We start from the raw sequence: 13,630 nt of genomic DNA on the forward strand, positions 1-13,630 counted from the left end.
GCCGGCCGTTCTCAGGCGTCCAGCGCACCCGGGTCGAGCGGGGGGACCAACCCCTCGGCGGCGGCCCGGGTGAGCAGCGCCCGCACGGCCGCGTAGCCGTCCTCGCCGAGGTCGGCGGTGAACTCGTTGACGTACAGGCCGATGTGCTGGTCGGCGACGGCCGGGTCCATCTCCTGGGCGTGCGCGAGCACGTACTCCCGGCTGGCCGACGGGTCCGCCCAGGCCTGCCGGACGGAGCCGCGGATCGCCTCGGTGATCGCGCGCAGCCGCTCGGCGCCGAGCGAGCGCTTGGCGATGATCGCGCCGAGCGGGATCGGCAGACCGGTCTCCCGCTCCCAGGCCTCGCCCATGTCGGCCAGGCTGCGCAGGCCGTACTCCCGGTAGGTGAAGCGGGCCTCGTGGATCACCAGGCCGGCGTCCACCCGGCCGTCCCGGACGGCGGGCATGATCTCGTGGAACGGCAGGACGACGATCTTCCCCAGGCCGCCGGGCACCGCCTCGGCCGCCCAGAGCCGGAACAGCAGGTAGGCGGTGGACCGCTCGGACGGGACGGCCACCGTCCGGCCGCTCAGGTCGTCGCCGGTCCCGGGGCGGGTGAGCACCAGCGGACCGCAGCCGCGGCCGAGCGCGCCGCCGCAGGGCAGCAGGGTGTACTCGTCCAGCACCCAGGGCAGCGCGGCGTAGCTGACCTTGAGCAGGTCCAGTTCGCCGCGTTCGGCCAGCCCGTTGGTGATGTCGATGTCCGCGAAGGTCACCTCGGGGGCCTCCGCGCCGGGCACCAGGCCGTGCGTCCAGGCGTGGAAGACGAAGGTGTCGTTCGGGCAGGGCGAGTGGGCGATGCTCAGCCGTTCAGCCACGGCGGGCCTCCTCGGTCGTCGTCAGAAGCTCCGGGTAGGGGAGCGCGGCGAAGGCCCGCTCCAGCGCGGCCAGTGCCTCGCCGATCCGCCAGGCGGCCCGGTCACGGGGGCCCACCGGGTTGGACACGGTACGCAGTTCGAAGGCCGGCACCCCGTGCCGGGCGGCGGCCTCGGCCACTCCGAAGCCCTCCATCGCCTCGGCCACCGCGCGGGGGTGGCGGGCGAGCAGGGCGGCGGCGCGTTCGGCGCTGCCGGTCACCGTCGAGACGGTGAGCACGGTGCCGGTGACGACGGTGGCGGCCCCGGCGGTGGCACCGGTACCGGCGGCAGCGGCACTGGCGGCGCCCAGCGCCTTCGCGGCGAGCGCCACGGCGGCCGGGGCGGGGGAGTGCAGGACCGTCCCGAAACCCAGCTCGGTGACGTCGGCGAAGCCCTCCGGGGTCTCCGCGCCCAGGTCGGCCGCGACGATCGCCTCGGCGACCACGGTCGCGCCGACCGGCGCCAGCGGGGCGAACCCGCCGCCGATCCCGGCCGAGACCACCAGGTCGTAGCGGCCGACGGCGAGCGCGGCGGACGCGGCCGAGGCGGCGGCGGCCGGGCCGACCCCGCCCGCCAGCACGTCCACCGTGACCCCCGAGGGGTGCTCGGCGCGCCGCAGTTCACCGCCGGGCACCGGCACCGGGCCGGGCTCGGCGCCGTCCACGGACCGGCCCAGCCCCCGCAGCACCGCCGAGGCCTCGGCGGGCACCGCGACGACGACGAGCAGCCGGCCCCGCCCGGGGGCCGACTGCTCGTCGTCGTGGAGTCGCGCGGTCATCGGACGGCCGGTCAGGCGTCCTGGGTGTTCAGCTGGAAGTACCAGACGCCGTAGATCGCGTCCGGCTGCTTCGGGTCCGACTCGACCACGGTGACCAGGGTCTTGCCGGAGGCGTTCAGGGCCTTGGAGGCCGACACCGAGCCGGAGTAGGTCGAGCCCTTGGCGGCGGAGGCGAGGATGAAGCGGCCGCCCTGGGCCTGCTGGCCGCCGTTGGTGTTGGCCCACCAGCCGCGGTCCGCCACGTCCGGGGTCACACCGAGGCCGAGCTGGTCGCTGGCGACCACGTCGGAGGAGGGCAGCTTGCCCGCGTCCAGGGCCTCGCTCGCCCGGTTCTGGCACTCCTCCTGCTGCTGCTCGGTGAGCGGCTTGCCGTCGTTGAAGCAGAACGGCCCCACCTCGGTGGAGGAGCGGCCGACCGTGAGGGTCACACGGTGGCTGGCGGGTTCTTCCTGGCCCATCGCGTAGGCGATGGACCCGCCGACCGTGCCGGCGCCGATCACGACGACGGCGCCGACGGCGGCGATGACACGGGTGCTGAGGCTCATGCGTCAGAGGCTACCGGGCTTTGCCGATCACGCTACGCGGGGGTCGGCAACCGCGTGTTGCGGCCGGGGAACCGGGCCCCGCGGCGGACCGCGGCTACGCCACGCGCGGGGCGGCCGCCCGGCGCCGCACCCCCACCTTGAACAGCGACCGGACCGTCCAGAGCAGCACCAGGCCGACCACGCCGGCCGCCACCGAGAGGCCCAGCGCGCCGTCCAGCGGCAGCAGGATGCCGACCGCGCCGCCGGCCACCCAGGACAGCTGCAGCAGCGTCTCCGAGCGGGCGAAGGCCGAGGTCCGCACCGACTCCGGGACGTCCCGCTGGATCAGCGCGTCCAGCGCCAGCTTGCCCAGCGAGGCCGCCACCCCGGACGCCGCGGCGACCACCACCACCGTCACCACGCCGTACCAGAGCGCGGCGGCCGCCGTCGCGCAGGTGGCCAGCAACAGCATCGCGGTGACCGTCGCCTCCGAGCCGCGGGTCCGCAGCCAGGAGCCGAGCAGCGAGCCCAGCGCGTTGCCGGTACCGGCGGCCAGCGCCACCAGGCCGAGCGCCACGGTCGGCTGCAGCCCGCCGATCGGGTCGTCACGCAGCAGGAACGCCAGGAACATCACCAGGAAGCCGACCAGCCAGCGCAGTGCCGACATCGCCCGCAGGGCCAGGATCACCGACGGACCGACGGTGCGCAGCGACGCCTTCGGGACGGCGGCGGCCTCGCCGTGCGCCTCGGCGTGCAGGACGGCCCGCTGCTCGCCCTTGGCGGAGTCCACCTCGTGCGGCAGGTGGAAGGCCATCAGGGTGCCGACCACGAAGACCAGGAAGGCACCGCGCAGCGGCCAGCCCGGCCCGATCAGGTGCAACAGCCCGCCGACCCCGGCCGCCACCATGGTCGCCAGCAGCCCGGCCAGGGTGACCCGGGAGTTCGCCTTCACGAGTGACAGCCGGCTCGGCAGCAGCCGGGGCACCACCACGCTGCGCACCACCCCGTACGCCTTGGACGCCACCAGGACGCCCAGCGCCTCCGGGTACAGCGCCAGCCCGCCGCCGGCCACCGTGCCGGCCATCGTCCACGCCAGCACCGCGCGGGCCAGCATCGACATCGCCATCGCGGCCCGGCGGCCGTGCGGCAAGCGGTCCAGCAGCGGGCCGATCACCGGTGCCAGCAGGGCGAACGGCGCCATGGTGATCAGCAGGTACAGCGCGACCCGGCCGCGGGCCTCGCCGGTGGGGACGGAGAAGAAGATGGTGGACGCCAGCGCCACGGTGATCAGCATGTCGCCGAAGGAGTTCAGCGCGTGCAGTTCGATCAGCTTCGCCAGGCCGGACTCCCCGGCGCCCTCGGCGGAGGTGGCCCGGCGGATCCGCCGGCCGGTGCCGTGCACGACCTTTCCGGTGCGGGAGCCGGCGGCGGAGGCGGTGCGGACCAGGAAGTGGCGGCGCGGCTCCACCGCGGCGTCGAGCTCCGCGGCCGGGTCAATGTCCCCGGTGTCCTCCTCGACCGTCCGGTCGAGGTGCTTCACGAGATCCACCGACGGCCCGTCGCCGTCCGGTCCGGGCGCCGTCGAGGTGCCCACCGGCTGCGGTTCGCCCGCAGCGAGGGCCGGAGCCTGCTGTCGCGGCACGGCGTTCGCCTCGTCGGGGCTGCCGGCCTGCGAGGCGCGCAGTGCGTGCTGCGACGGTTTTTCGTCCGCCACAAGCCCATCCTGCCCCAGAATCGGTTCTGCGACGCGGGATTCCGCTCCGCTCGGCGCGGCCCTTCCGGCGACGGCGGCCGCCCCGGACTGTGCTGGGTGGCCGACCGGCGGGTAGCCTGCCCAGGGTCCGCCCGAACGCGCGCCGGATGCCGGGGGACCGGATGAGCGGCGCGGCCGGTATCCGTGGCGGCCCGTGGTCGCGCAGAATGGTCGAGGGACACCGAGCCGCGACGGAACAGGCAACACGCCGTGGGCAACAGAAGAACTGGGAGAGAATCGACGCCGTGAGTGCTGCGATGCGAAGCCGTACCCCCGATCGGCTCTGTGCCGAGGCCGTCGAACTCGCCCGGCAGGCAGCGGACGAGGCCGTCGGAGCAGAGGCCGTAGGGGCGCACCTCGGCGTCCAGGCGGATGCCGACCGCGTCGTCACCCACACCTTCGAGTGCCTGGACGCGGCATACCGGGGCTGGCACTGGGCCGTCACCGTCGCCCGCGCCCCGCGCGCCAAGAACGTCACGCTCGACGAGGTCGTGCTGCTGCCGGGTGACGACGCCGTGCTCGCCCCGCAGTGGGTGCCGTGGAGCGAGCGACTGCGCCCCGGCGACATGGGCCCCGGGGACCTGCTGCCCACCGACGCCGACGACCTGCGCCTGGAGCCGGGCTGGACCGGCGAGGACGAGCCGGCGCCGAACTCCGCGGTGGCCCTGGTCGCCGACGAGGACGTGGTCGTCTCCGACCCGGACGTGCAGCCCGCGCCGGCCCGCGCCCAGATCGGCGCCCTCGCCGAGGAACTGGGCCTGGGCCGCAGCCGGGTGCTCTCCCGGCTCGGTCTGCACCTGGCCGCCGACCGCTGGGAGAAGGCGCACGGCTCGCAGACCCCGATGGCACAGGCCGCCCCGGCCTCCTGCGCGAGCTGCGGCTTCCTCGTCCCGATCGGCGGCTCGCTCGGTCAGGCCTTCGGCGTCTGCGGCAACGAGTTCGGCCCGGCCGACGGCCAGATCGTCTCCTTCGCGTACGGCTGCGGCGGGCACTCCGAGGCCGCCGTCATCCCGGCTCCGCCGGCGCCGTCCGAGCTGATCCTGGACGAGCTGGTGGTCGAGCCGCTCCAGCTGCGCCCCGACCGCACCTCCGGCTCGGTGGAGCCCGACGCCCCGGCCGAGGAGCTCGGCCACTCCTGACCCGGGCCGGCCCCGCTCCGGCGGGGCCGGCGGTGCCACCGGGCGGGCCCGGCCGCTGTGCCGGCGGGCTGTTCCCCCGGCCGCGCGCTGCCGAGCCCCGCACGCGCCGCGGTCCCACCCCGGTCCGCCGGGGGTGCCCGGCCGGGGGAGAATGCCCCCCGTACGAAGTAGCGGGCGGCGGAGGGTGGCAGTTCCAGTGGAACCTCGGATCATCGGCAGCGGTACGGACGAGCGCCACGCGGACCCCTTCGGCAGCGCCGCGCTGCGCCGCCGGGTACTGGACGCCTGGGCCGCCTCGCCGGCCCGGTTCCGTGAGGACGCCAACGCCGAGGAGGAGCTCGCCCTCGGCGGCTACCGTGACCGGCTGGTCGTCGAGTTGGCGCAGAACGCCGCCGACGCGGCGGCCCGCGCGGGCGGCGCCCCGGGCCGGCTGCGGCTCACCCTGGCGGACGGCGTGCTGGCCGCCGCCAACACCGGCGCGCCGCTGGACGCCGCCGCCGTCGAGTCGCTCTCCACCCTGCGCGCCTCCTCCAAGCGCGCCGACGAGCAGCCCACCGTCGGCCGGTTCGGCGTCGGGTTCGCGGCCGTCCTCGCCGTCACCGACGAGCCCGCCGTGCTCGGCGCCGCCGGTGGCGTCCGCTGGTCGCTCGGCGAGGCCCGCTCGCTGGCCGAGGCGCAGCCCGCGCTCGACGAGGAGCTGCGCCGCCGCGACGGCCACCTGCCACTGCTGCGCCTGCCGTTCTCCGCCGAGGGCCCGGCCCCCGCCGGCTACGACACGGTGGTCGTGCTGCCGCTGCGTGACGCCGCCGCCGAGGACCTCACCCGCCGGCTGCTGGCCGGGATCGACGACGCCCTGCTGCTCACCCTGCCCGGGCTGGCCGAGATCGTGGTGGAGACGGAGGAGGGCACCCGCACCCTCACCCGCGGCGCCGCCGCCGAGCCGCGCCCCGACGGCGTCGCCGAGGTGACCGTCACCGACGACGCCGGCGGCCGGCTGCGGCAGACCGTCTGGCAGACCGCCGGCGCGTCCGGCACCCTGGACGCCGCGCTGCTCGCCGACCGCCCCACCGAGGAGCGCGCCCGCCCGTACTGGACGGTGACCTGGGCCGTCCCGGTCGCCGCCGACGGCAGCCCGCAGCCGACCGGGATCGCCCCGGTGCTGCACGCGCCCACGCCCAGCGACGAGCCGCTCGGCCTGCCCGCGCTGCTGATCGCCTCCTACCCGCTGGACTCCACCCGCCGGCACGTCGCCCCCGGCCCGCTCGCGGACTTCCTCACCGAGCGAGCCGCCGACAGCTACGCCGACCTGCTGCGCTCCCGCGGCGGCGATCTGCGCTCGCTCGGGCTGGTGCCCGGCCCGCTCGGCCAGGGCGCGCTCGACAACGCGCTGCGGGCGGGGATCCTCTCCCGGCTGCCCGGCACGCCGTTCCTGCCGCACCCGGCGCCGGTCGAGGAGGGCACGCCCGCGCTGCGGCCCCGGGACGCCACGGTGCTGGAGGGCGCGGACGGCTCGGTCGTCGAGGCGCTGGCGCCGATCTTCCCCGGGCTGCTGCCGGCCGGTCTGGAGCGCCGCACCGAACTGCGGGTGCTGAACGTGCGCCGGGTACCGCTGGCCGAGGTGGTCGACCAGCTCGGCGGCCTGGACCGCGAGCCCGCCTGGTGGCGCAACCTCTACGCGGCGCTCGGCGCGGCCGACCCGGAGGCGCTCGGCGCGCTGCCCGTGCCGCTCGCCGACGGGCGGACGGTCACCGGCCCGCGCCGCGTCCTGCTGCCCTCGGAGGACGCCGACTGGGCGGCCTTCCCCGGCTACCCCGAGGCGCTGGCCGGCGCGCTGGCCCTGCTCGACCTGCGGCTGGCCCACCCGGAGGCGTCGCACCCGCTGCTGGCCAAGCTCGGCGCCGGCACCGCCACCCCGGCCGGCGTGCTGGACACCCCCGAGGTGCGGGCCGCCGTCGCCCGCTCCTACGAGCTGGCCGAGGACGACCTGGACGCCGCCACCGACGTCGCCGACTCCGTGCTCGCGCTGGTCAAGGCGGCCGCTCCGGCGGTCGGCGAGCACCCGTGGCTGGCCCGGCTGGCCCTGCTCGACGACGAGGGCGAGCCGGCCCGCGCGGGCGAGCTGATCCTCCCGGACAGTCCGTTCGCCGCGCTGGCCCGGGAGGAGGACGCCGGCTGGGTCGACGACGACCTGCTGGACCGCTGGGGCCCCGAAGTCCTCTCCGCGGTCGGCGTGTTGGCGGACTTCGTGCTGGTCCGCGCCGAGGACGTGGTGCTCGACCCGGACGACCTGGAGCGGCTCGACCCGACCGCCCCCGCCGACCGCGCGGCCGGCGGCCACCCCACCGGACTGCTCGACGAGGCGCCCGACGGCCTCGCGGAGTGGGCCGAGGACGCCCTGGAGGCGCTGCACGCCGACGACGCCGACCCGCTCGGCGTCCCGCCGGTCGCCGCCGAGCTGCTGGCCGTCCGGGACCTCGACCTGGTGGACGACGGCGCCTGGCCGCGGGCGCTCGCCGCGCTCGCCCGCCCGCCGTACCGGGACGCCGTGGTCAACCCCGTCCGCACCCTGCTGCCGGACGGCTCGTACGTGGACCTGCCGCCGTACACCGCCTGGTGGCTGCGCGACCACCCGGTGCTGGACGGCCGCGAGCCGGCCGGGCTGCGCGCGGCCGGCGCCGACCCGCTGCTGCGCGGCCTCTACGACGAGGCCCGGACGACGCTGGACGATCAGTTCCTGCACGCGCTCGGGGTGCGTACCACGCTGGCCGCGCTGCTGGCCGAGCCGCACGGGCCGGACGAGCTGCTGGACCGGCTCACCGATCCGGCCTCCGAGCTCGGCCACCGCCAACTGCACGGCATCCACAGCGCGTTGGCCCGGGTCGACGTGGACCGGATCGAGCCGCTGGACATCGTCCGGGCGCTGCCGCCGCTGGACCGGGAGACCGGCCGCCGCCCGGCGCACACGGTGCTCGTGGACGCCACCGAGGCGGTCGTCGCCGATGCCCCGGACCTCGTCCAGCTCCTCCACGGGTACCCGCTGCTGCCGGTCGCCCCCGCGCTGGCCGCCGACCTCGCCGAGCGGCTGCACGTCTCGCTGGCCAGTGAGGTGGCCGGCGGCCGGGTGCTCTCCGAGGGGCAGCTGCACCGGGTGCCCGCCGTGGTCCGCGAGCTGCTGCCCGGCTGCCCGGTGGCGTACGAGGAGCACGAGGAGCTGCTGGTGGTCGGCCCGGACGGCGAGGAGGCCGCCGTGGACTGGCGGTGGGACGCCGCCGCGGACGCCCCGGAGGCGCCCTACGACCCGGACGCCGCCGAAGCCGCCGACGAGGACGACGAGTTCGAGCTGCCGCCGGTACCGGGACTGCTGCACGCCGCGACGCCGGAGGGGCTGGCGGCCGGTCTCGCCTGGTCGGTCGGACAGTGGCACCGCCGGTTCGAGGTGCTCGCCGCGCTCACCGAGCCGGACCGCGCCTACGAGCTCTCGGCCGCCCGGGACTTCGAGGGCTGACCGGACTGGCGGGCCTGCGCCCCGGCCGCCGGCCCGGTGCCCGGTCGGGGACGCGGTCGGACCCGGCCGGGCGCGGGGAGCCCGGCCGGCGGGTGGCCGGGGCGCCGGTCCGCCGCGCCCGCGCGCCGGCCCAGCCGGTCCGGGCGGCCGTGCCCAGGCGCAGGTAGACGCCGACCGTGACGACCAGCCAGACCGCCCCGACCGCCATCGGCGCGGCCTCGCGCAGCCACCGGCCCGGCTCGATCAGCTCATGGACGCCGACCAGCGCGAGGCCGGCCGCCCCGGCCGCCAGCAGCCCTCCGAGGAAGGCGGTGAACGCCTCCAAGTCCCCACCCCTGCGCGCCATCCGGGCCCCCCTTCGCGGTCAATCATCCGCCTTGCGCCGCATGATCCGCCAGGAGACCTCCAGCAGCAGTCCGGCCACCAGGGCGATGCCGACGCCGATCCACGGGTCCCGGGTGCCGGAGAGCGAGAGCTCGAAGAAGTCCGACAGCCACGGCACCGTCAGCACCAGCGTGAACGCCCCGCCCATCGTCGCGATCAGCAGCAGCCGCCACCAGTTGTACGGCCGGGCCACGATCGCCAGCACCCACATGGCCACCAGGAACAGCGTCAGTGTCGCCACGCTGGTGTCGGACTCCAGGTCCGTGGCGTGGTCGGCCCGCGCCAGCGCGTACGCGGTGAAGGTGGCCGTGCCGGCGATGATCCCGCCCGGGACGGCCAGCCGCAGCACCCGGCGGACGAAGCCGGTCCGGGCCCGCTCGTTGTTGGGCGCCAGCGCGAGGAAGAAGGCCGGGATGCCGATGGTGAGGGTGGAGAGCACCGTCGAGTGCCGGGGCAGGAACGGGTAGGGCGAGTGCGTGAAGATCACCAGGAGGGCGAGCAGCACCGAGTAGACCGTCTTCACCAGGAAGAGCCCGGCCACCCGCTCGATGTTGCCGATCACCCGGCGGCCCTCGGCGACCACCGAGGGGAGGGTGGCGAAGGAGTCGTTCAGCAGCACGATCTGCGCGACGGCCCTGGTCGCGTCGCTGCCGGTGCCCATCGCCACGCCGATGTCGGCGTCCTTGAGCGCCAGCACGTCGTTGACGCCGTCACCGGTCATCGCCACCGTGTGCCCGCGCGACTGCAGCGCGCCGACCAGCTCCCGCTTCTGCTGCGGGGTGACCCGGCCGAAGACGGTGGTCCGCTCGGCGGTGTCGGCGAGCTCCTTCGGGTCGGTGGGCAGGGTACGGGCGTCCACCGGGTGGTCGGCACCGGGCAGGCCGAGGTGCGAGGCGACCGCGCCGACCGAGACGGCGGCGTCACCGGAGATCACCTTGGCCTGGACGCGCTGCCCCTCGAAGTAGCGCAGGGTCTCGGCGGCGTCCCCGCGCAGTCGCTGCTGGAGCACCACCAGGGCCAGCGGCTGGAGGTCGGCGGCCGGGTCCGGGGCGTCCAGCGGGACGGGCGTGCGCCCGAGCAGCAGCACCCGCAGACCCTTGGCGCCCAGCTCGTCCACCTCGGCGAGGGCCGGGTGGCCGCTGGGGAGCAGCACGTCCGGGGCGCCCAGCAGCCAGCTGGCCTCGCCGCCCTGCGGTTCGAGCAGCTGCACGCCGCTCCACTTGCGGGCGGAGGAGAACGGCATCGCCTCGATCACCCGCCAGCCGGCGGCGGTGTCGCCGGTGCTGGGGGTGGTGCCGGTGGTGCTGGTGGTGGTGTCCGCGCTGGTGTCCGCGGCGGTCTCGGTGCCGGCGTCGTGCCGGCCGTACGCGTCGATGACGGCCTGCATGGAGGGGTTGGGGCGGGCGTCGGCGCCGGCCATCACCCCGAGCGCCTGCTTGACGACCTCCGGGTCGGCGAGGATGTGCCGGGCCAGTGGGGCGTCGGGCCGCAGGTGGTCGTCGGCCTCCGGCGCCCGCGGCAGGGTGCGCAGTTCGACGACGTCCATGCCGCCCTCGGTGAGGGTGCCGGTCTTGTCCAGGCAGACGGTGTCCACCCGGGCCAGGCCCTCGATCGCGGGCAGCTCCTGCACCAGGCACTGCTTGCGGCCCAGCCGGACCACGCCGATCGCGAAGGCCACCGAGGTCAGCAGGACCAGCCCTTCGGGGACCATCGGCACGATGCCGGCGATCATCCGGCGGACGGCCTCCCGCCAGTCCCGCCCCTCCACCGCGAGCTGGCTGATGATCAGACCGATCGCGGTGGGGATGAGCAGCCAGGTGATGAACCGCAGGATGCTGTCGATGCCGCTGCGCAGCTCCGACTTGACCAGGGTGAACCGGCTGGCCTCCTCGGCGAGCTGCGCCGCGTAGGCCTCGCGGCCGACCTTGGTGGCGGTGAACGCGCCCGCGCCGGCCACCACGAAGCTGCCGGACATCACCTGGTCGCCGGGCTGCTTGAGCACCGAGTCGGGTTCGCCGGTGAGCAGCGACTCGTCGATCTCCAGGCCGTCCGCCTCGGTGACCTCGCCGTCGACGATCACCTTGTCGCCGATGCCGAGCAGCACGGTGTCGTCCAGCACGATCTCGCCGGTGGCGATCTGCTGGACGGTGCCGTCCCGGCGCACCTGCGGTCTGGCCTCGCCGATCAGCGCGAGGCTGTCCAGGGTCTTCTTGGCGCGCAGCTCCTGGATGATCCCGATCGCCGTGTTGGCGACGATCACCAGGCCGAACAGTCCGTCCTGGATCGGTCCGACGACCAGGATGATGCCGAACATCACGCCGATGATCGCGTTGAACCGGGTGAAGACATTGGCCCGGACGATCTCCCGGGTGGAGCGGCTGGACCGCACCGGGACGTCGTTGACCTCGCCGCGGGCGACCCGCTCGGCCACCTCGGCGGTGGTCAGCCCGCCACGCCGGCCGGGCAGCAGGCCGAGCGGGTGGGCGCCGTCGTGCCGGTCCCCCGGTGTCTCTTCGGCAGGCTGCGCAGGGTGCGTCATGGCACCGACTCTACGGGCGCCTTATGTCCGATGCGTGCTACTAAAGGACTATTCAGTCCGACTGGGTGGCCGGGTCCGTGCCGTCACCGGCGGCGCCCTCCGACGCGGCCTCGGCGGCACGGTCGCGGGCGATGGCGTCCCGGCGGGCGCGGCAGTACCAGAGGCCGATCAGGCCGAGGCCGGCTCCGGACAGGCAGATCCACGGCCAGCTGCCGTGGTCGTGGTCGGAGAGCACGCCCTGGAAGGGGAGCAGTGCCAGGAAGGCGACGAACCACAGCACCGTGCCACCGCCGACGATGGCGACGTCGTTGGCCTCCAGCGGCGGGGGCGAGGGGTGCAGCGGGCTCTTCGGCATGAGCCCTAGCGTACGGGGGCGTGGCGCGGCCGTCCGCGTTGGTGGGGCGGTGCGGGTCCGGCTGCGGCCGCGCCGCTCGGTCTACGCGCGAAGATAGCGCGTGTGCGATCGGGGAACTCATACTTGTGATTCCGGTTGGCCGCGCCATGCCCAGGACGCCTGTGTTCGTGCCCGTCCCACCGGGCCCGCCCGGCCACCGTCGCTCCGGGCGTTCACCCCCTCCTCAGCCCCCACCAGAGGACGCACGCATGCCTGTGGCCCAGCCGACCACCGAGTCGCCCGAGCCCGCCTCCGGCGCACCCAAGCCCCCCCACGGTGCCCTGGACCGCTACTTCCGGATCTCCGAGCGCGGCTCCACCCTGCCGCGCGAGATCCGCGGTGGCATCGCCACCTTCTTCACCATGGCGTACATCCTGGTGCTCAACCCGATCATCCTGGCCAGCGCCACGGACATGACCGGCGCCCACCTCGACAGCGCCCAGCTGGTCACCGCGACCGCGCTCACCGCGGGCCTCACCACCCTGCTGATGGGCGTGATCGGCAACGTCCCGATCGGCCTGGCCGCCGGCCTCGGCGTCAACACCATCGTCGCGCTGCAGCTCGCGCCCAAGATGACCTGGCCGGATGCCATGGGCATGGTGGTGCTGGCCGGCTTCGCGATCATGATCCTGGTCGCCACCGGTCTGCGCGAGCGCGTCATGAACGCCGTCCCGCTCGGCCTGCGCAAGGCGATCGCGATCGGGATCGGCCTCTTCATCTGCCTGGTCGGCCTGGTCGACTCCGGCTTCGTCAGCCGCATCCCGGACGCCGCCCACACCACCGTCCCGCTCCAGCTCGGCGGCAACGGACACCTGCTCGGCTGGCCGGTGCTGATCTTCGTGCTCGGCCTGCTGCTCACCCTGGTGCTGCTCGTCCGCAAGGTGCCCGGCGCGATCCTGATCTCCATCGTCGTGATGACCGGCCTCGCCGTGGTGATCGACAAGGTCGCCGACATCCCGGCGGCGAACTGGGGCCTCACCGTCCCCGCCTGGCCCGGCAACCCGGTGGCCGCCCCCGACTTCGGCCTGGTCGGCCAGGTCAGCCTGTTCGGCGGCTTCGAGAAGGTCGGCGTCCTCACCGGCGTCCTCTTCGTCTTCACCGTCCTGATGTCCTGCTTCTTCGACGCGATGGGCACCATCCTCGGCGTCGCCGACGAGGCCCACCTGCTGGACGAGAAGGGCGACCTGCCCGGCATCAACAAGATCCTGATGGTGGACGGCATCGCCACCGCCGCCGGCGGCGCGACCTCCGCCTCCGCCAACACCTGCTTCGTCGAGTCCACGGCCGGCGTCGGCGAGGGCGCCCGCACCGGCTTCGCGTCGATCGTGACCGGCGCCTTCTTCATGGTCGCCCTCTTCCTCACCCCGCTCGCCACCATGGTCCCCGCCCAGGCCGCCACCCCGGCCCTGGTCACCGTCGGCTTCCTGATCCTGGCCAACTCGATCAAGGAGATCGACTGGGCGGACTACACGATCGCGATCCCGGCCTTCCTGACCATGGTGATGATGCCGTTCACCTACTCCATCACCAACGGGATCGGCTTCGGCTTCATCACCTTCTGCGTCCTGCGCCTCGCCGCCGGCCGCGGCCGCGAGGTCCCGGTCGCGATGTACGCGGTCTCGGCGGTCTTCGCCTTCTACTACCTGATGCCGGCCCTCGGTCTGCTCTGACCAGTGAGCCGAGCCGCTCTCGGCGGTGCGTACGAGGCGCTGTCCCGA

The 13,630-nt window shown here is 75.1% G+C and carries 10 protein-coding genes; 3 read left to right on the forward strand and 7 right to left on the reverse strand.

Annotated elements, in window-relative coordinates; all coding sequences use genetic code 11:
• Positions 1-11: 11 nt before the first annotated feature.
• The 4 genes from ACIQTO_RS14795 to ACIQTO_RS14810 form a co-directional block, all read right to left on the reverse strand.
• The gene (locus tag ACIQTO_RS14795) at positions 12-857 is read right to left on the reverse strand and encodes a 1,4-dihydroxy-6-naphthoate synthase (RefSeq protein WP_402387902.1); all 846 of its coding nucleotides are present in this window, start codon (positions 855-857) and stop codon (positions 12-14) included.
• Entirely contained in the window at positions 850-1,674 is an 825-nt protein-coding gene (locus ACIQTO_RS14800) for a futalosine hydrolase (protein ID WP_402387905.1), read from the reverse strand. Before ACIQTO_RS14800 ends, ACIQTO_RS14795 begins: the two co-directional genes overlap by 8 nt.
• An 11-nt stretch (positions 1,675-1,685) precedes the next feature.
• The gene (locus ACIQTO_RS14805) at positions 1,686-2,219 is read right to left on the reverse strand and encodes a hypothetical protein (protein ID WP_402387908.1); all 534 of its coding nucleotides are present in this window, start codon (positions 2,217-2,219) and stop codon (positions 1,686-1,688) included.
• 94 nt (positions 2,220-2,313) lie between these two features.
• A complete protein-coding gene (locus ACIQTO_RS14810; protein ID WP_402388148.1) occupies positions 2,314-3,645 on the reverse strand; it encodes an MFS transporter in 1,332 nt (443 codons plus the stop codon).
• Positions 3,646-4,208: 563 nt separating this feature from the next.
• On the opposite strand from ACIQTO_RS14810, the gene ACIQTO_RS14815 reads away from it, so the two are divergent.
• Entirely contained in the window at positions 4,209-5,090 is an 882-nt protein-coding gene (locus tag ACIQTO_RS14815; RefSeq protein ID WP_402388149.1) for a DUF3027 domain-containing protein, read from the forward strand.
• A gap of 196 nt (positions 5,091-5,286) precedes the next feature.
• Complete coding sequence (locus tag ACIQTO_RS14820) at positions 5,287-8,595, forward strand: sacsin N-terminal ATP-binding-like domain-containing protein (protein WP_402387911.1); 3,309 nt, start codon at positions 5,287-5,289, stop codon at positions 8,593-8,595.
• Here ACIQTO_RS14820 and ACIQTO_RS14825 read toward each other — a convergent pair.
• The 3 genes from ACIQTO_RS14825 to ACIQTO_RS14835 are packed head-to-tail and all read right to left on the reverse strand — an operon-like array spanning position 8,540 to position 11,873.
• Positions 8,540-8,941 carry a hypothetical protein gene (locus tag ACIQTO_RS14825; RefSeq protein WP_402387914.1) on the reverse strand — a complete coding sequence of 134 codons (402 nt, stop codon included), beginning with the start codon at positions 8,939-8,941 and terminating at the stop codon, positions 8,540-8,542. The genes ACIQTO_RS14820 and ACIQTO_RS14825 overlap by 56 nt on opposite strands.
• Before the next feature lie 18 nt (positions 8,942-8,959).
• A complete protein-coding gene (locus ACIQTO_RS14830) occupies positions 8,960-11,518 on the reverse strand; it encodes an HAD-IC family P-type ATPase (protein WP_402387917.1) in 2,559 nt (852 codons plus the stop codon).
• Positions 11,519-11,570: 52 nt separating this feature from the next.
• Positions 11,571-11,873, reverse strand: coding sequence for a DUF2530 domain-containing protein (locus tag ACIQTO_RS14835; RefSeq protein ID WP_402387920.1), 303 nt, complete (start codon positions 11,871-11,873; stop codon positions 11,571-11,573).
• 248 nt (positions 11,874-12,121) lie between these two features.
• Between ACIQTO_RS14835 and ACIQTO_RS14840 the strand changes: the two genes are divergently transcribed.
• Complete coding sequence (locus ACIQTO_RS14840) at positions 12,122-13,582, forward strand: NCS2 family permease (protein ID WP_402387923.1); 1,461 nt, start codon at positions 12,122-12,124, stop codon at positions 13,580-13,582.
• Positions 13,583-13,630: the final 48 nt, after the last annotated feature.

It is taken from the genome of Kitasatospora sp. NPDC091207 (assembly GCF_044768625.1).
Taxonomy (GTDB): domain Bacteria; phylum Actinomycetota; class Actinomycetes; order Streptomycetales; family Streptomycetaceae; genus Kitasatospora.